Source organism: Streptomyces sp. NPDC016851 (assembly GCF_055562795.1).
Genome location: NZ_JBVHEP010000009.1, coordinates 308,191 through 330,233 on the forward strand (window position 1 = coordinate 308,191; position 22,043 = coordinate 330,233).

The window sequence follows — 22,043 nt, forward strand, 5'->3', positions numbered from 1 at the left end:
GCCCCCCTCTCGGGTTACTTCACCGCACTGCCCGCCTTCCATGCCTTCCAGCCCATGTTCCAGCCTCCGAGCCCGTTGTCGGGAGCGACCTTTTTGTCGTTGCTGTGGACCACCTCGACGACGTCCCCGATGAGGCTGCGGTCGAAGAACCAGCCGGCCGGGGTGTCCGAGCCGCCGCCCTTCACATCGCGCAGCCCGATGCAGCCGTGGCTGACGTTGGTGCGGCCGAAGACGGTGTGGTGGGCCCAGTAGTTGCCGTGCAGGAAGGTGCCGGAGTCGGTCAGGCGCATGGCGTGCGGGACGTCCGGGATGTCGTACTCGCCCTTGCCGTTGCGCTTCTTGAAGCCGACCGTGGCGCCGTTCATCCGGGTGACGTCGAGCATCTCGGTCACCACCATCTTGCCGTTGTACGTGGTGTTCTTCGGCGCGCCCGCCGTGATGGGCACGGTGGCGAGGGGCTCGCCGTCGCGCCGGACCTCCATGGTGTGCCGGGCGGCGTCGACCACGGAGACCTGGCTGCGTCCGACGGTGAAGGAGAACGTCTTGTGCTGGAGGCCGTAGACCCCGGGCGCTCCCTCGACGTCCCGCAGGCGCAGGGCGACGGTGACCTGGGTGCCGGGTTTCCAGTAGTGCTCGGGGCGGAAGTCGAGGCGGGTCCGGCCGAACCAGTGCGGGCGGATGTCGACGGCCGGGCGGGCGGTGACCTTCACCGCGCGTTCGACGGCGGCCCGGTTGGCGATCTTCCGGTTGAACTCCAGCGAGACGATCATGCCGGTGCCGACCGTGGCCCGGTTCTCCGGGCTGACGTAGCCGATGAAGCGTTCCTCCGGGACGTACGTCGTGAACGTGGTGTGCCGGGCCGAGCGGCGTCCGTCGCCGCCCACGGCCACCGCGTCGACCGTGTACTCGGCGGCCAGCGCGAGCCGCTCGTCGTCGGGCTCCCAGGACAGTCCGTCGGCGGAGAGGTGCCCGGGCACCGGGGACTCCTGCGCGTCCTGCGACCGGACGACCTTCACCGACTCCAGCCTGCCGTCGGGCACACGCACCCGCAGCTTCTTCCCGGGGCGCACGCCCCTGCTGCCGTCGTCGGGCGAGACCCGGATGACGTCCTCGGGCGCCGGGGGCGCGCCGAACGCCCCGGCGATCCCGCCCGCGTCGTCCGAGGTACAGCCGGTGGCCCCGGTCAGGAGCCCTGCCCATGTCACTACGGCGGCCAGCGCGGCCCTCGCGCGCCGCGCGCGCCCTTGTACGTGCCTCACGAGGTGCCCAACGACCGGCCGCGTCCCCGGGAAACGACCATGCCCGCCCCCGGGGAAACGTGAGTGCGACCCATGCTCTGGGCAGAACAGTGGGGAGGACGACGCGCAGGGGAGCCGCGACCCGGGCCGCAGCAGAGCCGCACCCCTCTGTCCCCCGTCGTCCCACGAGCCGCGGGAGGCTGACAGGTGTCCAGCGCAGCCGAGCAGGAGGCGGTGGCCGGTCATCAGGCCACCGGGAACGGGCGCCAGGCCGCCGCCGTGAACGGCGCGCGGCGGGCCGCGCCACCGCCCGCGGTGCCCGCCCGGCCGGGCGCGCCGACGCCGCTGGGCGCCCGGTTCCGGGTCGGCCCGGACGGGGTCGCGGGGACCAACTTCGCCCTGTGGGCGGGCGGGGCCGAAGGGGTCGAGCTGTGCCTCTTCGACGAGCGGGGCAAGGAGTCACGGGTCCGGCTCGCCGAGCTGACCCACGAGATCTGGCACGGCTTCGTGCCGGGCGTGCTGCCCGGGCAGCGCTACGGCTACCGGGTGCACGGCCGCTGGGACCCCTGGACCGGCGCCCGCTGGAACCCGGCGAAACTGCTCCTCGACCCGTACGCCCGTGCCGTGGACGGGGCCGAGGGACATGACTACAGCAGCCTGCCGCCGGAGGTGTACGGGCACGTGCGCGACTGGCCGCAGCAGCATGTCGCCGACACCGTGCGCGACGACCGGGACTCGGCGCCGTACGTCCCCAAGGGCGTCGTCGTCCACGATGACGACGACTGGGCGGACGACCGCCGCCCGAAGACGCCCTGGGCGGACTCGGTCATCTACGAGCTGCACGTCAAGGGCTTCACCCGGCTGCACCCGGACATCCCCGAGGAGCTGCGCGGCACCTACGCCGGCCTCGCGCACCCGGCGGCGATAGAGCACCTGGTGAAACTGGGCGTGACGGCGGTGGAGCTGCTGCCGGTGCACCAGTTCGCGCACGAGGACCACCTGTTGCGCAGAGGCCTGCGCAACTACTGGGGCTACAACTCCATCGGCTACTTCGCCCCGCACGCGGCCTACGCGGCCTCCGGGACGACCGGTCAGCAGGTCGGCGAGTTCAAGCGCATGGTGCGCGCCCTGCACGCGGCCGGGATCGAGGTCATCCTCGACGTGGTCTACAACCACACGGCGGAGGCGGGCGAGCTGGGGCCGACGCTGTCGCTGAAGGGCATCGACAACCGCGGCTACTACCGCCTCCAGGACGACCCCCGCCGCTACGCCGACTACACCGGCTGCGGCAACACCCTGCACGTGGTCCAGCCGCATGTGCTGCGGCTCATCACCGACTCCCTGCGGTACTGGGTGACGGAGATGGGCGTGGACGGCTTCCGCTTCGACCTGGCGGCGGCGCTGGCCCGCTCCATGCACGACGTCGACATGCTCTCCCCGTTCCTGGCGGTCATCGCCCAGGACCCGGTGCTGCGCCGGGTGAAGCTGATCGCCGAGCCGTGGGACGTGGGGTCGGGCGGCTACCAGGTGGGGGCGTTCCCGCCGCTGTGGACGGAGTGGAACGACCGGTACCGCAACGCCGTACGGGACTTCTGGCGGCACGCGCTGCCGGACGTGCGGGAGATGGGCTACCGCTTGTCGGGCTCCAGCGACCTGTACGCCTGGGGCGGGCGCAGGCCGTACGCGTCCGTCAACTTCATCACCGCGCACGACGGTTTCACCCTGCGCGACCTCGTGAGTTACGAGCGCAAGCACAACGAGGCCAACGGCGAGGGCAACCGGGACGGCACGGACGACAACCGGGCCTGGAACTGCGGCACCGAGGGCGAGACGGACGACGAGGGCGTCACCGCGCTCAGGCGGCGGCAGCTGAGGAACCTGCTGACCACGCTGCTGCTGTCGACCGGTGTGCCGATGCTGGTCGCGGGCGACGAGCTGGGCCGCACGCAGGGCGGCAACAACAACGCGTACTGCCAGGACAACGAGACCAGCTGGGTGGACTGGGGCCTGCTGCGGGACCCGGGCTGGAAGGCGCTGTCCGCGCTGACCGCCCGGCTGATCGAGCTGCGCCACCGGCACCCGGTGCTCCGGCGCCGGGCGTTCTTCTCGGGCCGGGCGCAGACCGCGGACGGCCTGCGCGACCTGGCCTGGTTCACGTCCCGGGGCACCGAGATGACGGAGCAGGACTGGTACGCGCCCGCCGCCACGCTGGGCATGTATCTGTCCGGCCGGGACATCCCGGGCCGGGACGAGCACGGCGACCAGATCCTCGACGACAGCTTCCTCGCCGTCCTGCACGCGGGCGAGGAGCCGGTGACCTTCGTGCTGCCGGGGCCGCCCTGGGCGGAGCGGTACGAGGTCGTGGTCGACACGAGTCTGGAGGAGCAGGAGGAGGCGCCGGGGGTGGAGCACCCGGCGGGCACGGAGATCACGGTGCCGGCGCGGGCGGTGCTGCTGCTGCGGGTGGCGGGCTGAGGCGGCCGGCCGGGCGGCTAGGCGGCCGGAGTCGACGACGCCGGAGTGCCGCGCCCGTGCCGGGAGTCGGGCAGGACGCCCGTGAGGACGATCCTGAGAACCTCGCGCAGTTCGTTGTGGAGCGGCCCGTCCGGGTTCTGCGACCAGCGGTAGAGCAGGCCCAGGTAGGAATCACGGAGCATGTTGCCGACCCGCATCGGATCGATGTCGGAGGTGACTTCCCCGCGCCGGCGCCCGGCTTCGACGATGTCGGCGAAGACCTGGCCCGCGTAGGGCTCTTCGAGGAGCGGCCGGCCGGCCTTCACCCAGGCCTGGAGCATGACGGCGGTGATCTCCCGCTCGGACTCGTTGAACTCCGCCAGTGCCGCCATGCACCGCTCCAGGTGCACCGTCACATCGTCGTCCTGTGACTTCATCGACTCTTCCATGCACAGCTCCAGGCGCCGCTTGCGGGCCTCGGCCCAGGCGGTGACCAGGTCTTCCTTGCGCTGGAAGTAGTTGAAGAAGGTGCCCCGGGCCACGTCGGCGTGCTCGGCGATCTGGTCGATCGTCGTGCGGTCGTAACCCTGCTCGGCGAAGAGGGTCAGGGCAGAGGTGTAGATGCGGTCCCGCACCCGCTGCTTGCTGCGCTCTCTGCGCCCGAGGGGCCGGGCGGGTTCCGAGGCCATGTGCTTCCTCGCCTTCTCACGTCACTGTGCGGGCTCCCCCGGCATGAAAAATATACCACCGTAAAAACATGGACTACAGTCCATTGATAGACCGCTACACAGGTCGCCTCTGCCCGAGCCATGCCCACGCACCCGACCCGAGAACAGGACTGACACGTTCCGATGCCCCAGTCGCCCGTTGATTCCGAGCTCTCACCACCCAGGACCGTCCCTGCGGAGACCGCCCCCGGTCCTACGCGTGTGCTGGTGGCCATCGCCCTGGCCGCCGTGATGCTGCCCATCTCCGTCACGGGGCCGGGAGTCGCCCTCGCCGACATGTCGGGCGCGCTGAACGCCTCGGCCGCTTCCACCCAGTGGGTGCTGAACGCCTACAACGTGGCGTTCACCGCCTTCATGCTCTCGGCCGGTTCCGCGGCCGACCTCTTCGGGCGCCGCCGCCTGTTCCGGAGCGGCACGGCCGTCTTCGCACTGGCCTCGCTCGTCGCCGGTACCGCGCCCACGATCCTGCTCGTGGACCTGGCGCGCTTCGTCCAGGGCATGGGCGCGGCCGCGGTGCTGACCAGTGGTTCCGCGCTGCTGGCCCACACGTTCAGCGGGGCCGCCCGTGCGAGGGCCTTCGGCATCTTCGGCGCCTCGATCGGGTTCGGCCTGGCGATGGGCCCGTTCGTGTCCGGTCTGCTGGTGGGCGTCGCGTCCTGGCACGCGGTGTTCCTGGTCAACGTCCTGCTCGGTGCGGTCGTGCTCGTCCTGGCGCGCACGCTGCCCGAGTCGAAGAACCCGGGGGCGCGGCGCATCGACCTGCCCGGCGTGCTGACCTTCACCCTGGCCCTCATGCTGCTCGCCCTCGGCTTCGTCGAGGGGCCCTCACGAGGGTGGGGCGGCATCGTCACGCTCGGCTCCTTCACGGGTGCGGCGCTGTTCCTCGCTCTGTTCGTCGTGGTCGAACTGCACGTCGCCGAGCCGATGTTCGACCTGAGCCTGCTGCGGCGCCCCACGTTCGTCGCCATCATCTGGCAGCCGGTGAGCATCGTCTTCGCGTTCGCGGCCCTGCTCGTCTACCTGCCGCCCTACTTCCAGGGCGCGGGCGGAGCGGGCTCGACGATGTCCGGAGCGATGCTGCTGCCGCTGACGCTGCCGGTCTTCGTCCTGCCGCTGTTCACCGGCACACTGGTGCGGTTGCTGTCCGTGCGGATGCTGCTGGCCCTCGGACCGGCGGTGCTGGCCGTCGCGCTGTTGCTGATGACGTTCACCGACCCGGTGTCCTCCCGTACGGGGCTGTACGCGGCGCTGCTGCTGGCCGGTGTCGGCATCGGTCTGGCCTTCGGCGTCATGGACAACGCGGCGGTCAGTGTGGTGCCGGCCGAGCGCAGCGGTATGGCGTCGGGCATGTTCAACACCCTCCGGGTCGCCGGGGAGACGATCGGCGTGGCGTGTGTGGGCGGGCTGCTGCTCACCTCGACCCGTCGGCAACTGTCCGCGGACGACGGCGCGATGGCCGACGACGTCGTCCAGGGCCGGCTGGGTTCCGTACGCGCGAGCGGCGGTCAGGACCTGGTGGACCGGGCGGTCCAGGGTCTCCAGCACGGCTGGGGCGTCGTCCACGTGGTGCTGGCCTGTGTGGCCCTCGCCGGGGCGATCGCCATCTTCACCATGGTCCGTGACCGTGATCTGGACCAGTCCTCCGCAGCTCGGGACGTGTGAGCCCCTTCCGTTCCCCGGGCTAGCCGAGGATCCCCCGGTCGTAGGCCACCGCCACCGCCGCCGCGCGGTCCTTGACGCCGAGCTTGGCGTACAGGTGCGTGAGGTGGGTCTTCACGGTCGCCTCGCTGATGAACAGTTCACGGGCGATCTCGCGGTTGGACGTGCCCTTGGCGACCAGGGCCAGCACCTCGCGTTCGCGTGCGGAGAGCGGCTCGTTGCCGGGTGCCCTCGGAGTGCGGACGGCGGAGACCAGGCGCGAGGCCACGGCCGGGGAGAGGACCGTACGGCCCTGTGCCGCCGCCCGTACGGCGGTGAACAGTTCCTCGCGGGGGGCGTCCTTCAGCAGGTAGCCGGTGGCGCCCGCCTCGATCGCGGGGAGGGTGTCGGAGTCGGTGTCGTAGGTGGTGAGGACGAGGACCTTGGCACGGGCGCCGGTGCGGGTCAGTGCGCGGATGGCGTCCACGCCCCCGCCGCCCGGCATGCGCAGGTCCATCAGGATCACGTCCGGATCGAGGCCGGCGGCGAGCGAGAGCGCCTCGACGCCGTTCGACGCCTCCCCGAGGACCCTGAAGCCCGGCGCGGACTCGAACATGCCGCGCAGGCCGTCCCGTACGACGGGGTGGTCGTCGACGATGAGCAGGGTGATCGCGGCGTCACCCGTAGCGGCGACACCGGTCGCGGCGTCACCCGTAGCGGCGTCACAGGTCGCGGCGTCACCCGCAGCGGCGTGTTCAGTCATGGCGGACCAACGGTACGCGAGCGGAGACCGCCGTACCGTGGCCCGGCTCGGACTCGACGGTGAGAGAGCCGGCGATGCGTTCGGCGCGGGCGCGCATGCCGCCGAGGCCGAAGCCGCCGGAGCCGGTGCGGGCGGGGACGGTGAGGGGGTCGAAGCCGTGGCCGTCGTCGCGGACGTCGAGGATCACCTCGTCGCCGAGGAAGGACAGGGTGACGCCGACACGGGCGGCGGACGCGTGCCGGGCGGCGTTGGAGAGGGCCTCCTGGACGATCCGCAGAAGGGTGGCCGCGACCTCCTCGTGGAGTTGCTCGGTGGTGCCGGTGACCGTGAACTCGGCGCGCACCCCCGTCCGTTCGCCCCACTCGGCGACCGTCTTCTTCAGGGCTTCCGGCAGTCCGGTGTCGGTCAGCGCGACGGGGGCGAGGTTGTGCACGGAGCGGCGGGCCTCGCCGAGGCTGTGCCGGGCCAGGTCGGAGGCGCGTTCCAGGTGCGTGCGGGCCACCGCCAGGTCGGGGGCGTTCGCGACGACCTGGAGCTGGGCGATGATGCCGGTCAGCCGCTGGGCGATGGTGTCGTGGATCTCGGCGGCCAGCCGCCGGCGTTCGTCGGCGACGCCCGCTTCCCTTGCCTGGACGAGGAGTTGGGCATGGAGGGCGGCGTTCTCGTCATGGGCCTGCTGCAGGGCGGCGTTGGCGCGTTCGAGTTCGGTGATGACGACGGCCCGGTCACGGGAGCGCTGCTCCTCCTGCTGGGTGATGTGGCCGACCACTATCACCAGGCCGGAGTTCGCGACCAGCAGCACGCCGAACAGCAGCCACTGGGTGGGGCTGCGGATCGGCATCCCGCCGGACTGCGAGCTCGCCACCACGACGACGGTGGCGAGGAGACCGAGCCACTGCCGGCGTTTCCCGCGGATCAGTTCGTCGCTGTCGAAGTAGCCGGTGGACGCGTAGAACCCGAAGAACGGGGTCAGCCACGTGAGGGCGAAGGAGATCGCCCAGCGCAGGATGTAGTAGGCGGTGCCGCGGCGGGACGGGGTCCGGCGGCCGCGGCGGGGGCCGTGCCACAGCTGGAGCAGCACCGCCGCGAGGACCAGCGCCCCGCCCGCGTACCACTCGGCGGGGCTGGTCATCAGCTCGCTCGCGGCGAGCGAGAGCAGGGTGGAGACGGCGAGCAGTCCGTAGGCGCCCCAGGTGTGGAACTGGTTCTGACGGTGCTCGATCCGCTCGTCCGCCGTGGTCATCTGCCCAGTGTGCACTGCTGCTTCGCCTGCTCCCGGCGGAAACAGACCGACGGACCGGGCGAGGGTGTCCGGCACGGTCGGCGGCAGGGCGAGGGCGGATCCGAAGAGGCCTTGCGCGGGTCGGTGAGTTCGATGACGGGCATGCGTCGAGGGTCCCGGGGGCGGCCGGGTCCGCGCATCGGCCGTCGCGCTCGAACGGACATCATCCGATCGGCTGATGCCGTCGTGCGACCTCTCGAACGCTCCCCCAAGCTCTCGGCTTCGCTCGAGCAGGGAGGTACCCCCAGGTCGCAGGACCGGCACCCGAGTTCGGTACGGCGGAAACTCGGTGGGCAGTGTCAGTGGCGTTCCGTAGGCTCGCTGCTGATGGCCACCACACCCGCCCCCGCCCGGAACCGTTCCACCGTGCGTACGCTGCTGCGCCTGTGGCCGTATGTGCGGCCCGTGCGGATGCGGCTGTTCACCGCCGCGTTCGTCGCGATACTGGCCTCCTGCGCGGGCCTGGTGATCCCGCTCGTCCTGAAGTGGATGGTGGACGGGCCGATCGCCGGCCGGGACCCGGGCGGGGTGTGGCTCGGCGCGCTGTATCTGCTGCTGCTCGGCTTCGCCGAGGCCCTGTTGTTCGGGCTGCGGCGGTGGCTGGTGGCCCGGCCGCTCGCCCACGTCGAGGCGTCCATGCGGGCGGCCCTGTACCGGCACCTCCAGCGGCTGCCGGTGGCCTTCCACGACCGGTGGGCCTCGGGGCAGTTGCTGTCCCGGGGGACGACGGACCTGATGCTGCTGCGCATGTTCCTCGCCTTCCCGCTGACGTTCCTGCTGGTCAACAGCGTGACGATCCTCGTCGGCGTGGTCATCATGCTGCTCCAGGACTGGACGCTGGGGCTGGTGATCCTCGGGCCCGCCGTGCCCGTCATGGTCATGTGCGTGATCTTCGAGAAGCGGTACGCCAAGGTGGCCCGGCTCGCCCAGGACCAGGTCGGCGACCTGACGACGGTCGTCGAGGAGAGCGTGCTCGGCGTCCGCATCATCAAGGGCTTCGGACGGCACCGCAGCCAGGCCCGGGCGTTCCGGGAGCTGTCGGGGACGCTGCGCGGCACGGAGCTGCGCAAGGCGCGGCTGCTGGCGACGATCTGGGGCGTCATCGTGACGCTGCCGGAGGTCGCGATCGGGGCGGCGCTGGTGGTCGGGGTGGTGCAGGTGGCCGACGGGGGGCTGTCGGCGGGGACGCTGGTGGCGTTCCTGTCCACGGCGCTGGCGCTGCGGTGGCCGGTGGAGTCGATCGGCTTCCTGCTGGCGATGAGCCAGGAGGCGGCGACGGCGACGGAGCGGTATTTCGAGGTGATGGACGAGGGGGTGGAGGAGCCGGGGAGTGCCGGTGACGCGGCGCCGGTGCCCGTTGCCCGGCCCGGTCTCCAGTTCCACGACGTCACCTTCCGCTACCCCGACGCCCCGCCCCACTCCCCTCCCGTCCTGGACGGGATCGACCTCCACGTCCGCCCCGGCGAGTCCATGGCCCTGGTCGGCACGACGGGCAGCGGCAAGACGACCCTCACCGCGCTCATCCCCCGCTTCTACGAGGTGACTTCGGGCCGTATCACCCTCGACGGCGTCGACATCAGGACCCTGTCCCGGCAGGAGCTGCGTGCCAGGGTCGCGGTCGCCTTCGAGGAGCCCACGCTCTTCTCGGCCGCGGTCGCCGACAACGTTCTCATGGGCGCCGACGACACGGCCGGTCCGGCCGAGCTGGAGCGCGCCCTGGCCGTCGCCCAGGCCGATTTCGTGTACGCGCTGCCGCAGGGCACGGACACCCGGGTCGGCGAGCAGGGCCACAGCCTCTCCGGCGGGCAGCGGCAGCGTCTGGCACTGGCCAGGGCCGTCGTCGGACAGCCGGAGTTCCTCGTCCTGGACGACCCGCTGTCGGCCCTGGACGTGCACACGGAGGCCGCCGTGGAGGCCGCCCTGCGGCGGGTCCTCGCGGACACCACCGCCCTGATCGTGGCGCACCGCCCGTCCACCGTGCTGCTCGCCGACCGGGTCGCCCTGCTGTCCGGCGGCCGGATCACCGCGGTCGGCACCCACCACGAACTGCTGTGTACGAACGCCGAGTACGCGCACTTGATGTCCGGCGAACCGTCGGGCGAACCGTCCGGGGAACAGTCAGGCGAACCGTCCGGGGAACTGCCGGCCGAACAGGAGGGCGCACGATGACGGCGGCCACCACCGCACCGGCCGGCGGGACACCCGACGGCGGGAAACCCGGCCGGACACCCGGCGACGAGAAGCCCGACACCAAGAGGCCCGGCGACGCGAAACCCGCCGACGGGAAAGCCGCCGGCGGGAAAGCCGACACCCGGACCCCGGCCACCGGCGACCCCTTCGACCGGGACGCCCTGCCCACGCCCCCGGGCGCCACCGCCGCCCTGCTGCGCTCCCTCCTCGCGCCCATGAAGGCCCGCGTCACGGTCACGACGCTCCTGCTGCTGCTCCAGCAGGCGGTCGTGCAGGCGGGCCCGCTGCTGGTGGCGTACGCCATCGACCGTGCCGTGCCGGCGTTCCGGGCGCAGGACAACGGGCCGCTGATCGCGGTGGCCGTCGGCTATCTGGCGTGCGCGCTGGCCGCGGGCGGGCTCCAGTTCGCGTTCGTCGCCGCCGCGGCCCGCGTCAGCCAGGACGTGCTGCTGGACCTGCGCGGCCGGATCTTCCGCCACGCGCAGGCGCTGAGTGTCGACTTCCACGAGCGCTACACCTCGGGCCGGCTCATCTCCCGCTCCACCACGGACGTGGAGTCGCTGCGCGAGCTGCTCGACGAGGGTCTCCAGGAGCTCGTGACGGTCATCCTGTCCTTCGTCTACATCTCGGCCATGCTCCTCTGGCTCGACCTGGGCCTCGGCGGTGTCGCGGTGGCGTCCCTGGTGCCCCTCTACGCGCTCGTGCGGTGGTATCAGCGGCGGGCCGGCCGGGTGTACCGGGCACGGTCGACGGCGATCGCCGCCGTCATCGTCAAGTTCGTCGAGACCATGAACGGCATCCGCCCGGTGCGCGCCTTCCGCCGCGAGACCGTCAACGACGCGGACTTCGGCGCGCTCAACCAGCGGCACGAGCGGACCAACGGCGACGCGACACTGGAGATGGCCCGGTACGTCACCGGTTCGCGGCTGGTCGCCAACACGGCGGTCGCCTCGATCGTGCTGTGGGGCGCCTACCGGGTCGCGGACGGCACGCTGGCCCTCGGTGTGCTGGCGGCGGCCGTGCTGTACCTGCGGCGCCTGTACGACCCCATCGACCGGCTCGGTATGTTCCTCAACTCGTACCAGTCGGCGGCGGCCTCGCTGGAGAAGATCGCCGGGCTGCTCGCCCAGACCCCGTCGGTCCCCGAGCCGGCCACCCCCCGGCAGCTCCCGCCGCTCGAGAGCGAACACCCCGGCCGCAGCGTGGTCTTCGACGGCGTCCGCTTCGGCTACCGCACCGGCGGCGAGGTGCTGCCCCGCTTCGACCTGACGATCCCGGCCGGGCAGACGGTCGCGGTCGTCGGCTCCACGGGCGCCGGCAAGTCGACGCTGGCCAAGCTGCTCGCCCGGTTCTACGACCCGTCCGAGGGCCGGGTGCTGCTGGACGGCGTCGACCTGCGCGACCTCGCCGTGCCCGAACTGCGGCGCGGGGTCGTCATGGTGACGCAGGAGGCCTTCCTGTTCTCCGGCACGGTCGCCGACAACATCGCGATCGGCCGGCCGGACGCCTCCCGCGAGGAGATGGAGCGCGCGGCGAAGGAGATCGGCGCGCACGACTTCATCAGCTCCCTGCCCGACGGCTACGACACCGACGTACGCAAGCGGGGCGGCCGCATCTCGGCCGGTCAGCGGCAACTGGTCGCGTTCGCGCGGGCGTTGCTGGCCGATCCGGCGGTGCTGATCCTCGACGAGGCGACCAGCTCGCTGGACGTCCCGGGCGAGCGCGCGGTGCAGCGGGCGATGGCGACGGTGCTGAAGGGCCGTACGGCGGTGGTCATCGCGCACCGGCTGTCGACCGTCGAGATCGCGGACCGCGTCCTGGTGATGGAACACGGAAGGATCGTCGAGGACGGCGAACCGGCCGAACTGATCGCGGGCACGGGCAGGTTCGCGGATCTGCACCGGGCCTGGCGGGACAGCCTGGCGTAGGAGGGCCACGAGACCGTCCGCATAGCGAACACGACTTTCCGGTCAACGAACCTTTTCCGGCCATACTCTTGACGCGCCCCTGACAGAAAGCGCGCTCGCCTGCCACGCTTCCCACGACTGCTCCACAGCAACCCCACAGCAACACCTCCACCTCCCCAGGCCGGGCGACCCCCGGTCCCGCAGAAGGAGCCAGTGTTGAGAAGCAGTTCCTCGCGAAGAAGCACCTCCCACAGACGCACTCCCCGCACCCCCCGCCGGACCGCGGCCGTGGCCCTCGCCGGCGTCGCCGCACTGATCGCCGCCGCCGTGCAGGGCGGCACCGCCACCGCAGCACCGGAGAAGGCACCGTCGGCCGCGAGCAAGGCGAACCCCGGCTCGGAATCGGTCAGGCTCACCCCCGCCCAGCGCGCCGCGCTGATCCGCGCGGCCGACACCGGCAAGGCGCGGACCGCGAAGGACCTGGGCCTCGGCGCCAAGGAGAAGCTGGTCGTCCGCGACGTCCTCAAGGACCGCGACGGCACCGTGCACACGCGCTACGAGCGCACCTACGACGGCCTGCCGGTCCTCGGCGGCGACCTGGTCGTCCAGAGCACGAAGGCGGACGCCACCGCCTCCGTCGTGAAGGCCACCCGCGCCGCGATCAAGCCGGCCACGACTCAGGCCGCGGTGCCCGCCGCGCGGGCCCGGCAGCAGGCCCTGGCCGCGAGCAAGGCCGAGAAGGCCAAGAGCCCCGGCGTCAACCGCGAGCCCCGCAAGGTGATCTGGGCCGGGAACGGCAAGCCGGTCGTGGCCTACGAGACCGTCGTCGGCGGTTTCCAGCACGACGGCACCCCGCAGGAACTGCACGTGGTCACCGACGCCACCACCGGCGAGAAGCTGTACGCGTGGGAGGCGATCGAGACCGGCACCGGCAACACGGTGTACTCCGGCACGGTCGACCTCACCACCACCCAGTCCGGGTCGGCGTACAACCTCACCGACGGCGCCCGCGGCAACCACAAGACGTACAACCTCAACCGCGGCACCTCCGGCACCGGCACCCTCTTCTCCGGCCCCGACGACGTCTGGGGCAACGGCAGCCCCTCCAACCTGGAGTCGGCCGCCGCCGACGCCCATTACGGCGCCGCGCTGACGTGGGACTACTACAAGAACGTGCACGGCCGCAGCGGCATCCGCGGCGACGGCGTGGCCGCGTACTCCCGCGTCCACTACGGCAACAACTACGTCAACGCCTTCTGGTCGGACAGCTGCTTCTGCATGACGTACGGCGACGGCTCGGGCAACGCGAACCCGCTGACGTCGATCGACGTGGCCGCGCACGAGATGACCCACGGGCTCACCTCCAACACCGCGGGCCTCAACTACAGCGGAGAGTCCGGCGGTCTGAACGAGGCGACCAGCGACATCTTCGGCGCGACCGTCGAGTTCTACGCGAAGAACTCCTCCGACGTCGGTGACTACCTCATCGGCGAGGAGATCGACATCAACGGCGACGGAACGCCGCTGCGCTACATGGACAAGCCCAGCAAGGACGGCGACTCCAAGGACGCCTGGTACTCGGGCATCGGCTCGATCGACGTGCACTACTCCTCGGGCCCCGCGAACCACTTCTTCTACCTGCTGAGCGAGGGCAGCGGCACCAAGACCATCAACGGTGTCACCTACGACTCGCCCACCTCGGACGGCCTCCCGGTCACCGGCATCGGCCGGGACAAGGCGGAGAAGATCTGGTTCCGCGCGCTGACCACGAAGTTCACCTCGACCACCAACTACGCGGGCGCCCGCACCGGAACCCTCGCGGCGACCGGTGAGCTCTACGGCACCGACAGCGTCGAGTACAAGGCGGTCCAAGACGCGTGGGCGGGCGTGAACGTCGGCACCCGCTCCGGCGGCGGCGGAGGCGGCGGTACGTCCTTCGAGAACACCGCGGACGTGGCGATCCCCGACCGGGGCGCGGCGGTCACCTCGTCCCTCACCGTCTCCGGCCGGACGGGCAACGCGCCGTCCAACCTCCAGGTCGGCGTGGACATCGTCCATACCTACATCGGTGACCTCAAAGTGGAGCTCGTCGCCCCCGACGGCACGGCGTACACGCTGAAGGGCTACGGCACCGGCGGCAGCGCGGACAACATCGCCACCACCTACACCGTGAACGCCTCGTCCGAGGCCGCCAACGGCGCCTGGAAGCTGCGGGTCCAGGACAACGCGGCCCGCGACACCGGCTACATCAACAGCTGGAAGCTCACCTTCCCGTAGGCCTGTCGCGGTCCGCCCAGGACAGGGCGCCGCCCCGGCGGGTTCGACTCCCCCGGGACGGCGCCCGCTTCACGTGTCCAGGCGTCCACCTCGTCGTCGATTTCCGGCCAACATCACGCACAGTCCTGACATGTACGCGCCTCAAGTGCCACTCTTCCCCCACCCGCCGCACAGCACCACAGCACTTCCCCCACACCGAGGAGCTTGTGTGTCCACCTCTCTCTACGCGCGTCACAAGCGCACCACGCTCGCCATCGCCACCGCAGTCGCGGCCGGTGCCCTGCTCACCACCGGTCTGACCTCCGGCAGCAGCGCCGCCGCCGACGCCTCCTCCAAGCCGGCTCTCGCGGCCGCCCCCGTCCTGCTCTCCGCGCCCGCCCGCACCGCCCTGATCAAGGAGCACCAGGCGGACGCCGCGAAGACCGCCGACGAGATAGGCCTCGGCGAACAGGAGAAGCTGGTCGTCAGAGACGTCGTGAAGGACGCCGACGGCACGGTCCACACCCGCTACGAGCGCACCTACGCGGGCCTGCCGGTCCTCGGCGGCGACCTCGTGGTGCACGCGTCGAAGTCCGGCGCGACCAAGGGCGTCACCAGAGCGACGAAGGCGAAGCTCGCGGTCGACTCGCTCAAGCCCGCCGTGACCGCCGCCAAGGCCGAGAAGCAGGCCGTGACGCTCGCGAAGGCGGCCGGCTCGGAGAAGACCGAGGCGAACTCCACGCCCCGCAAGGTGATCTGGGCGGCCGACGGCAAGCCCACCCTCGCCTACGAGACGGTCGTCGGCGGCCTCCAGGAGGACGGCACCCCGAACGAGCTGCACGTCATCACGGACGCCGCCACCGGCAAGAAGCTCTACGAGTACCAGGGCATCGAGACCGGCACGGGCAACACCACCTACAGCGGCAAGGTCACCCTCGGCACCACCAAGTCCGGGTCCTCGTACAACCTCACGGACGGCACGCGCGGCGGCCACAAGACGTACAACCTCAACCGCGGCACCTCCGGCACCGGCACCCTCTTCTCCGGCTCCGACGACATCTGGGGCAACGGCAACCCGTCCAACCTGGAGACCGCAGCCGCCGACGCACACTACGGCGCCCAGGTGACCTGGGACTTCTACAAGAGCACCTTCGGCCGCAGCGGTATCCGCAACGACGGCAAGGCTGCCCACTCGCGCGTCCACTACGGCAACAACTACGTCAACGCCTTCTGGTCGGACGGCTGCTTCTGCATGACCTACGGCGACGGCTCGGGCAACACCCACCCGCTGACCTCGCTCGACGTGGCCGCCCACGAGATGAGCCACGGCCTGACCTCGGCCACGGCACGCCTCAACTACAGCGGCGAGTCCGGCGGCCTGAACGAGGCGACCAGCGACATCTTCGGCGCGGGCGCGGAGTTCTTCGCGGGCAACGCCTCCGACGTCGGCGACTACCTCATCGGCGAGGAGATCGACATCCGCGGCGACGGCTCCCCGCTGCGGTACATGGACAAGCCCAGCAAGGACGGCGACTCGGCCGACGCCTGGTCGGCCGGTCTGGGCAGTCTGGACGTCCACTACTCCTCCGGCCCCGCCAACCACTTCTTCTACCTGCTGTCCGAGGGCAGCGGCTCGAAGACCATCAACGGCGTGACCTACAACTCGCCGACGTCCAACGGCTCCACGGTCACCGGCATCGGCCGCACCAAGGCGCTGCAGATCTGGTACAAGGCGCTGACGACGTACATGACGTCGACGACCAAGTACGCGGGCGCCCGCACGGCGACCCTGAACGCGGCCTCGGCGCTCTACGGCGCGAGCAGCGCCGAGTACAAGGCGGTCGCGTCCGCCTGGTCCGCCGTCAACGTGGGCTGATCGAGGTACGACCGAGGGCGGTACCCGGGCCGAAGGCAGACCCGGGTACCGCCCTACTCTTGGTGACCGTGTCTTATGCGGATCCGAAGGACTTCACCTACGCCGATGTCGGCGCCACCCGCGACCAGGGCTTCTGCCCGCCGGGCTTCCATCCCATGAACGTGCGCACGCGCCTCGGCGAGGGCGAGGAGGTCTTCCGCCGGGCCTCGGAGGCGGTCCTCACCTGGGAGATGCACCGGGCCCTGGGCGTCGGCATCGACGCGGGCGCGGACCGGGCCGCCCCCGGCGTCGACGTCACCGTCACCCTCGCCGGCATGATCAAGGCCCCCTGCCGCATCGTGTGGACGATCGAGGAACCCCGCCGCGCGGGCTGGGCCTACGGCACGTTGCCCGGCCATCCCGAGTGCGGCGAGGAGTCCTTCGTCGTGGACCGCACAGGCGACGGCACGGTCTGGCTGACCGTGAACGCCTTCAGCCGCGGCGCCAAGTGGTACGCAAGGGCCGGCGGCCCGGCGACCAGGGGGTTCCAGCACGCGTACGCCCGCAGGTGCGGCACGGTCCTGCGGGATTTGGCCAACCAGGGACTCTTGGACTGACCGAGGGGCAGCGTCCGTAGGGGCGCGGGGCTGTATCGATTTGCGGCTCCGCCGCGTGGGCGCGACAAGCCCCCACGCGCCCGCAGACAACCCTCAACGCATCAACAACCCGGCAGCCTCCACCAACTCCTCCGAGGGCCCGGCCACCAGCCCCAACTCCGCACTCGAAGCCAACAGCCGATGCGCGGGAAGGATCCGCACCGTATACCCAAAAGGCCCGGTGCGATCCAGAGACAAGGGCCCCTCATAAACCCAGCGCCCGTCCTGGTCGGGAGACCCCACCGGCTTCAACGGAACGACCGCCGCGTCAGCGATGTGGTCCTCCTCGTCCACCCGCCCGGAAACCGCCTGAACCTCGACGTCATCGGGCCCGAGATCCCCGAGACCGACCCTCACCCGCAGCCCCAGCGTCGTACCCAGCTCCGCCAGCGCCGCCGACGCCGACGTCTCCACATGGTCGACGGTGATCCCCGGCCACGCCGCCCGCACCCTGGTCTTCCACTCCGCGAGATCGCGCGCCACGTCCGGGCCCATGGACCGGTGGGAGAGCGCAGCGGGGGCGTAGAGCCGCTCCACGTACTCCCGGACCATGCGCCCGGCCAGCACCTTCGGCCCGAGCAGGCTCAGGGTCTGGCGGACCATCTCGATCCAGCGGTCGGGCAGCCCGCTCTGCCCGCCGCGCTCGTAGAAGCGCGGCGTCACCCGCTGCTCCAGCAGGTCGTACAGCGCCGCGGCCTCTATGTCGTCGCGGTGGTCCGGGTCGGTCCCCACACCGTCGGCCGTGGGAATGGCCCAGCCGAAGTCCGGCTGGAACCACTCGTCCCACCAGCCGTCCAGGACGGACAGATTCAGACAGCCGTTGAGAGCCGCCTTCATCCCGGACGTGCCGCAGGCCTCCAGCGGCCTGAGCGGGTTGTTCAGCCAGATGTCGCACCCCGGGTACAGCTTCTGCGCCATCCCCATGCCGTAGTCCGGCAGGAACACGATCCGGTGCCGCACCCGCGGATCGTCCGCGAACCGCACCAGCTCCTGCACCAGCCGCTTCCCGCCGTCGTCCGCGGGGTGCGCCTTGCCCGCCACGACGATCTGGACCGGCCGCTCGGGATGGAGCAGCAGGTCCATCAGCCGGTCGCGGTCGCGCAGCATCAGCGTCAGGCGCTTGTACGACGGGACGCGCCGCGCGAAGCCGATGGTGAGGACGTCCGGGTCGAGCACGCCGTCGATCCAGCCCAGCTCGGCCGTGCCGGCGCCGCGCTGCCGCCAGGAGGCCCGCAGCCGCTCCCGCACCTCCGTCACGAGCTGCTCGCGCAGGCCCCGACGCAGTTCCCAGATCTCCTGGTCGGGGATGTCCGCCACCGCGTCCCACCGGTCCGAGCCGCCGACGGTCAGGGCGTCCTCGGCGCGGTGGACGCCGATCTGCCGGGCGCCGAGCCGGAACACCTCGGGGGCGACCCAGGTCGGGGCGTGCACCCCGTTGGTCACGGAGGTGATCGGCACCTCGTCGGCGTCGAAGCCGGGCCACAGGCCGGAGAACATCTCGCGGCTGACGTTGCCGTGCAGCAGGGACACGCCGTTGGCGCGCTGGGCCAGGCGCAGGCCCATCACGGCCATGTTGAACAGGTTGGGTTCGCCGCCGGGGTAGGTCTCCATGCCCAGCTTGAGGACGCGCTCGACGTCGATGCGGGGCAGCTCGGCGTCGGGGCCGAAGTGGCGGGCGACCAGCTCGCGGTCGAAGCGGTCGATGCCGGCCGGGACGGGAGTGTGGGTGGTGAAGACGGTCCCGGCGCGGACCGCCTCCAGCGCCGAGTCGAAGTCCAGGCCCTGCGAGCAGAGCTCGGCGATCCGTTCCAGACCGAGGAACCCGGCGTGTCCCTCGTTCGTGTGGAACACCTCCGGAGCGGGGTGCCCGGTCAGCCGGCAGTACGTGCGCACCGCCCGGACCCCTCCTATGCCGAGCAGCATCTCCTGGAGCAGCCGGTGCTCACTGCCGCCGCCGTAGAGCCGGTCGGTGACGCCGCGCTCGCCGAGGTCGTTCTCCTCGACGTCCGAGTCCAGCATCAGCAGCGGGACCCGGCCGACCTGCGCCAGCCAGATCCGGGCGTGCAGCTGCCTGCCGCCGGGCAGGGCGAGGGCGACCTGGGCGGGGGTGCCGTCGGGCTCCTCCAGGAGGACCACGGGCAACTCGTTGGGGTCGAGGACGGGGTAGTGCTCCTGCTGCCAGCCGTCCCGGGACAGGGTCTGGCGGAAGTAGCCGTGCCGGTAGAGCAGGCCGACGCCGATCAGCGGGACACCGAGGTCGCTGGCGGCCTTCAGATGGTCGCCGGCCAGGATGCCGAGGCCACCGGAGTACTGCGGCAGGGCGGCCGTGATGCCGAACTCGGGCGAGAAGTAGGCGATCGCGGCGGGGAGTTCGTCGGGCTGGGCCTGGTACCAGCGCTCGCCGGTCATGTAGTCGTTCAGATCGCCCGCGACCGCGGCGAGGCGGCGCAGGAAGCGGCGGTCTGAGGCCAGGTCCGCGAGCCGCGCGGGCGGCACGCTGCCCAGCAGCCGGACCGGGTCGCCACCCGAGGCGGCCCAGCGCTCCGGATCGACGGACTGGAACAGGTCACGGGTCTCCGCATGCCACGACCAGCGCAGGTTGCGGGCCAGATCACTGAGCGGCCGGAGGGGTTCGGGGAGAACGGGTCGGACGGTGAATCGACGGATCGCCTTCACGGGTTCCACCTCGGCGCGTTCGCAGGATGACGCAGGGTTCTGACACAGGGCTTCATCGACGTCACCTACGACAGTACCGGCGTCGGTGCCGCAGCCGCTGAAGCTCCGCCTCCCGACGCCCGATCGGCCGGAACCGGCCCATCCAGGGATATGGCCGATTCCGCCCCATAGGCGTCCTTGTGGCGCTTCACCTGTCACGAGAGGCTGCCCCTGGCGTACCGGGCCCGTGCCTGCCGTACGCGGCGCCGCACGGCAGCCGTACGCCGAGTCGAGGAGGGGAACTCGGACCATGGCACGGACGCGCGCACGGCGTCTGCGCTGGACGGGGGGCCTGGCGGCGGCGATCTGTGCCGCGGCTTTTTCGGCCACCACCCTGCCCGCGCACGCCGTACCGGAGGGGCGGATACTCGGCGCCGGACAACCCGGCTCTGTGGACGGAAGTTACCTGGTGACACTGAAGGAGGGCACCCGGGCGCCATCGGCGGCCGGAAAGGCCCTCGCCGAGAAGTACGGGGTGCACATCAGCCACACCTACGGCGCCGTTCTGAACGGCTACGCGATCAGGACCGACGAGAGACGGGCCGGGCGGCTCGCCGCCGATCCCCGGGTCGCCTCGGTCGTCCAGGACACCCGCGTACGGCTGGAGCGCACCCAGGCCGAGCCGCCCTCGTGGGGCCTGGACCGGGTCGACCAGACGGGCCTGCCGCTGGACCGGAGCTACACCTCTCCCGATTCGGCGGGCTCCGGGGTGAGCGTGTACGTGATCGACACCGGCGTCCGGACCACGCACCGGGACTTCGGCGGCCGGGCGAGCCACGGCTGGGACTTCGTCGGGAACGACAAGGTCGCGTCGGACGCCAACGGCCACGGCACACACATCGCCGGCACGGTCGCCGGAAGGACCCACGGTGTCGCCAAGCAGGCCCGTGTCGTCTCCGTGCGCGTCCTCGACGCGGCGGGGGCGGGCACCACGGCCCGGGTGATCGCCGGGATCGACTGGGTGACCCGGCACGCGAAGAAACCCGCCGTCGCCAACCTCAGCCTGGGCGGCCCGCGCAACGAGCGGCTGGACGCCGCCGTCCGCGCCTCCATCGCCTCCGGCGTCACCTACACGGTCGCCGCGGGCAACGACGGCAGGCCGGCCGGCCTGTACTCCCCGGCGAGCGTCGAGCAGGCGCTCACGGTCGGCGCGACCGACCGGAGGGATGCAAAACCGGCCTTCTCCAACCACGGTCCGGCCCTCGATCTGTTCGCCCCGGGCGTGGGCATCATCTCGGCGTCAGCCGCGAGCGACACCGCACGGGTCACCTTCTCGGGTACTTCGATGGCGGCACCGCACGCCGCGGGCGCGGCCGCGCTGTATCTGGCCGATCATCCGAAAGCTGCTCCGGCCCAGGTCACGAGGGCTCTGACCACGGGAGCGGCGACCGGGAAGATCTCCGGCCGGGGTCCCGGCTCACCGGACAAGTTACTGCGGGTGCCGCACGGCTAGGGCGAAGGAGCAGCCTCGCGCAGGGGCCGGCCTCGTCCTTCGCGGACGAGGCCGGTCTTGTGTGTCGACATACGCGTGAGTAGTTAACAAAGTGCCGGATTGCCCACCCGAATAGGGTGGGAAGGCTCCTGCGGGTACCCCTCTCAGGAGCACCATGCAGGACCCACCTCCCCACAGACATCCGCCCACCCACGTTGACGCGGACAGGAGCGGTCATGCCCGCCAAGCACCATTCGTCACCACCCCCCACCCGTCGCACCGGGGCGCGCGCGCCCAGCGGCGAGTCCCGTTCCGCGCGCCCGGCCGACGCCGGTCCGCAGATTCCGCAACCACCCCCCGCGGGCGAGGCGACCGCCGTCGGGCGCATACCCGTTCTCGATGTCCGCCCGGTCGTCCAGCGCGGACGCCGGCCGGCCAAGGCCGTGACCGGCGAGACGTTCGAGATCTCGGCGACCGTGTTCCGGGAGGGGCACGACGCGGTCGCCGCCAATGCCGTCCTGAAGGATCCCGAGGGCCGCCCCGGTCCGTGGACGCCGATGCGTGAGCTGGCTCCGGGGACGGACCGGTGGGGCGCCGAGGTCACCGCCGGGGAGCCCGGCCTGTGGTCGTTCACGGTGGAGGCGTGGGGCGACCCGGTCAGCACCTGGCGCCATCACGCGCAGATCAAGATCCCGGCGGGCATGGACACGGACGTCGTGCTGGAGGAGGGCGCGCGCCTGTACGAGAGGGCGGCCGCCGGGGTGCCCGAGGAGGAGGGCCGCCGGGACGTGATCCTCGCGGCCGTCGCAGCCCTGCGGGACGAGAACCGCCCGGCGGCGGCGCGGTTGGCGGCGGCGTTGACGCCGGAGGTGGACGAGGTCCTGGCCCGGCATCCGCTGCGGGACCTGGTCACCACCTCCGAGCCGCTG

At 71.6% G+C, this 22,043-nt stretch carries 14 protein-coding genes; 9 read left to right on the plus strand and 5 right to left on the minus strand.

Translation table 11 applies throughout. From position 1 onward, the window contains the following. Positions 1-14 precede the first annotated feature (14 nt). Positions 15-1,259: a L,D-transpeptidase gene (locus tag ACZ3I3_RS17415; RefSeq protein WP_467365913.1), complete on the minus strand. Its 1,245-nt coding sequence runs from the start codon at positions 1,257-1,259 to the stop codon at positions 15-17. Positions 1,260-1,445: 186 nt separating this feature from the next. On the opposite strand from ACZ3I3_RS17415, the gene glgX reads away from it, so the two are divergent. Continuing rightward, positions 1,446-3,713, plus strand: a complete 2,268-nt coding sequence (glgX, locus tag ACZ3I3_RS17420; protein WP_467365915.1) for a glycogen debranching protein GlgX — start codon at positions 1,446-1,448, stop codon at positions 3,711-3,713. A gap of 17 nt (positions 3,714-3,730) precedes the next feature. Here glgX and ACZ3I3_RS17425 read toward each other — a convergent pair whose 3' ends face one another. Then, positions 3,731-4,381 (minus strand): TetR/AcrR family transcriptional regulator, encoded by a 651-nt coding sequence (locus ACZ3I3_RS17425; protein ID WP_467365917.1) that lies wholly within the window; start codon positions 4,379-4,381, stop codon positions 3,731-3,733. Between the two features lie 246 nt (positions 4,382-4,627). Here ACZ3I3_RS17425 and ACZ3I3_RS17430 point away from each other — a divergent pair, with 246 nt between their 5' ends. After that, entirely contained in the window at positions 4,628-6,082 is a 1,455-nt protein-coding gene (locus ACZ3I3_RS17430; protein ID WP_467365919.1) for an MFS transporter, read from the plus strand. Positions 6,083-6,101: 19 nt separating this feature from the next. Here the strand turns inward: ACZ3I3_RS17430 and ACZ3I3_RS17435 are convergent, their stop codons facing one another. Both ACZ3I3_RS17435 and ACZ3I3_RS17440 read right to left on the minus strand, forming a co-directional pair. Continuing rightward, a complete protein-coding gene (locus ACZ3I3_RS17435) occupies positions 6,102-6,821 on the minus strand; it encodes a response regulator (protein WP_467365921.1) in 720 nt (239 codons plus the stop codon). Further along, positions 6,814-8,064, minus strand: a complete 1,251-nt coding sequence (locus tag ACZ3I3_RS17440) for a sensor histidine kinase (RefSeq protein WP_467365923.1) — start codon at positions 8,062-8,064, stop codon at positions 6,814-6,816. The genes ACZ3I3_RS17435 and ACZ3I3_RS17440 overlap by 8 nt, the downstream gene beginning before the upstream one ends. 366 nt (positions 8,065-8,430) lie before the next feature. Here ACZ3I3_RS17440 and ACZ3I3_RS17445 point away from each other — a divergent pair, with 366 nt between their 5' ends. From ACZ3I3_RS17445 to ACZ3I3_RS17465, 5 genes are all read left to right on the plus strand, one after another. Then, positions 8,431-10,272: an ABC transporter ATP-binding protein gene (locus ACZ3I3_RS17445; protein WP_467365925.1), complete on the plus strand. Its 1,842-nt coding sequence runs from the start codon at positions 8,431-8,433 to the stop codon at positions 10,270-10,272. Further along, entirely contained in the window at positions 10,269-12,221 is a 1,953-nt protein-coding gene (locus tag ACZ3I3_RS17450; RefSeq protein WP_467365927.1) for an ABC transporter ATP-binding protein, read from the plus strand. Before ACZ3I3_RS17445 ends, ACZ3I3_RS17450 begins: the two co-directional genes overlap by 4 nt. A 195-nt stretch (positions 12,222-12,416) precedes the next feature. Continuing rightward, a complete protein-coding gene (locus ACZ3I3_RS17455; protein ID WP_467365929.1) occupies positions 12,417-14,477 on the plus strand; it encodes a M4 family metallopeptidase in 2,061 nt (686 codons plus the stop codon). A 208-nt stretch (positions 14,478-14,685) separates the two neighbouring features. Continuing rightward, complete coding sequence (locus ACZ3I3_RS17460) at positions 14,686-16,332, plus strand: M4 family metallopeptidase (RefSeq protein ID WP_467365931.1); 1,647 nt, start codon at positions 14,686-14,688, stop codon at positions 16,330-16,332. A gap of 62 nt (positions 16,333-16,394) precedes the next feature. Continuing rightward, positions 16,395-16,928 (plus strand): DUF1990 family protein, encoded by a 534-nt coding sequence (locus ACZ3I3_RS17465; protein ID WP_467365933.1) that lies wholly within the window; start codon positions 16,395-16,397, stop codon positions 16,926-16,928. Positions 16,929-17,021: 93 nt separating this feature from the next. Here the strand turns inward: ACZ3I3_RS17465 and ACZ3I3_RS17470 are convergent, their stop codons facing one another. Then, positions 17,022-19,643, minus strand: coding sequence for a glycosyltransferase family 1 protein (locus ACZ3I3_RS17470; protein ID WP_467365935.1), 2,622 nt, complete (start codon positions 19,641-19,643; stop codon positions 17,022-17,024). 289 nt (positions 19,644-19,932) lie between these two features. Between ACZ3I3_RS17470 and ACZ3I3_RS17475 the strand changes: the two genes are divergently transcribed. Together ACZ3I3_RS17475 and ACZ3I3_RS17480 are read left to right on the plus strand one after the other, a co-directional pair. Further along, positions 19,933-21,135: a S8 family peptidase gene (locus tag ACZ3I3_RS17475; RefSeq protein ID WP_467365936.1), complete on the plus strand. Its 1,203-nt coding sequence runs from the start codon at positions 19,933-19,935 to the stop codon at positions 21,133-21,135. Positions 21,136-21,350: 215 nt separating this feature from the next. Beyond that, positions 21,351-22,043 (plus strand): maltotransferase domain-containing protein (locus ACZ3I3_RS17480; RefSeq protein WP_467365938.1); only part of this gene is annotated, 693 nt, incomplete at its 3' end.

Bases quoted from the DNA above. Each gene is read 5' to 3' on its own strand.
- ACZ3I3_RS17425 (WP_467365917.1), bottom strand. From the start codon at position 4,381: ATGGCCTCGGAACCCGCCCGGCCCCTCGGGCGCAGAGAGCGCAGCAAG.
- ACZ3I3_RS17435 (WP_467365921.1), bottom strand. From the start codon at position 6,821: ATGACTGAACACGCCGCTGCGGGTGACGCCGCGACCTGTGACGCCGCT.
- ACZ3I3_RS17440 (WP_467365923.1), bottom strand. From the start codon at position 8,064: ATGACCACGGCGGACGAGCGGATCGAGCACCGTCAGAACCAGTTCCAC.
- ACZ3I3_RS17445 (WP_467365925.1), top strand. From the start codon at position 8,431: ATGGCCACCACACCCGCCCCCGCCCGGAACCGTTCCACCGTGCGTACG.
- ACZ3I3_RS17450 (WP_467365927.1), top strand. From the start codon at position 10,269: ATGACGGCGGCCACCACCGCACCGGCCGGCGGGACACCCGACGGCGGG.
- ACZ3I3_RS17475 (WP_467365936.1), top strand. From the start codon at position 19,933: ATGGCACGGACGCGCGCACGGCGTCTGCGCTGGACGGGGGGCCTGGCG.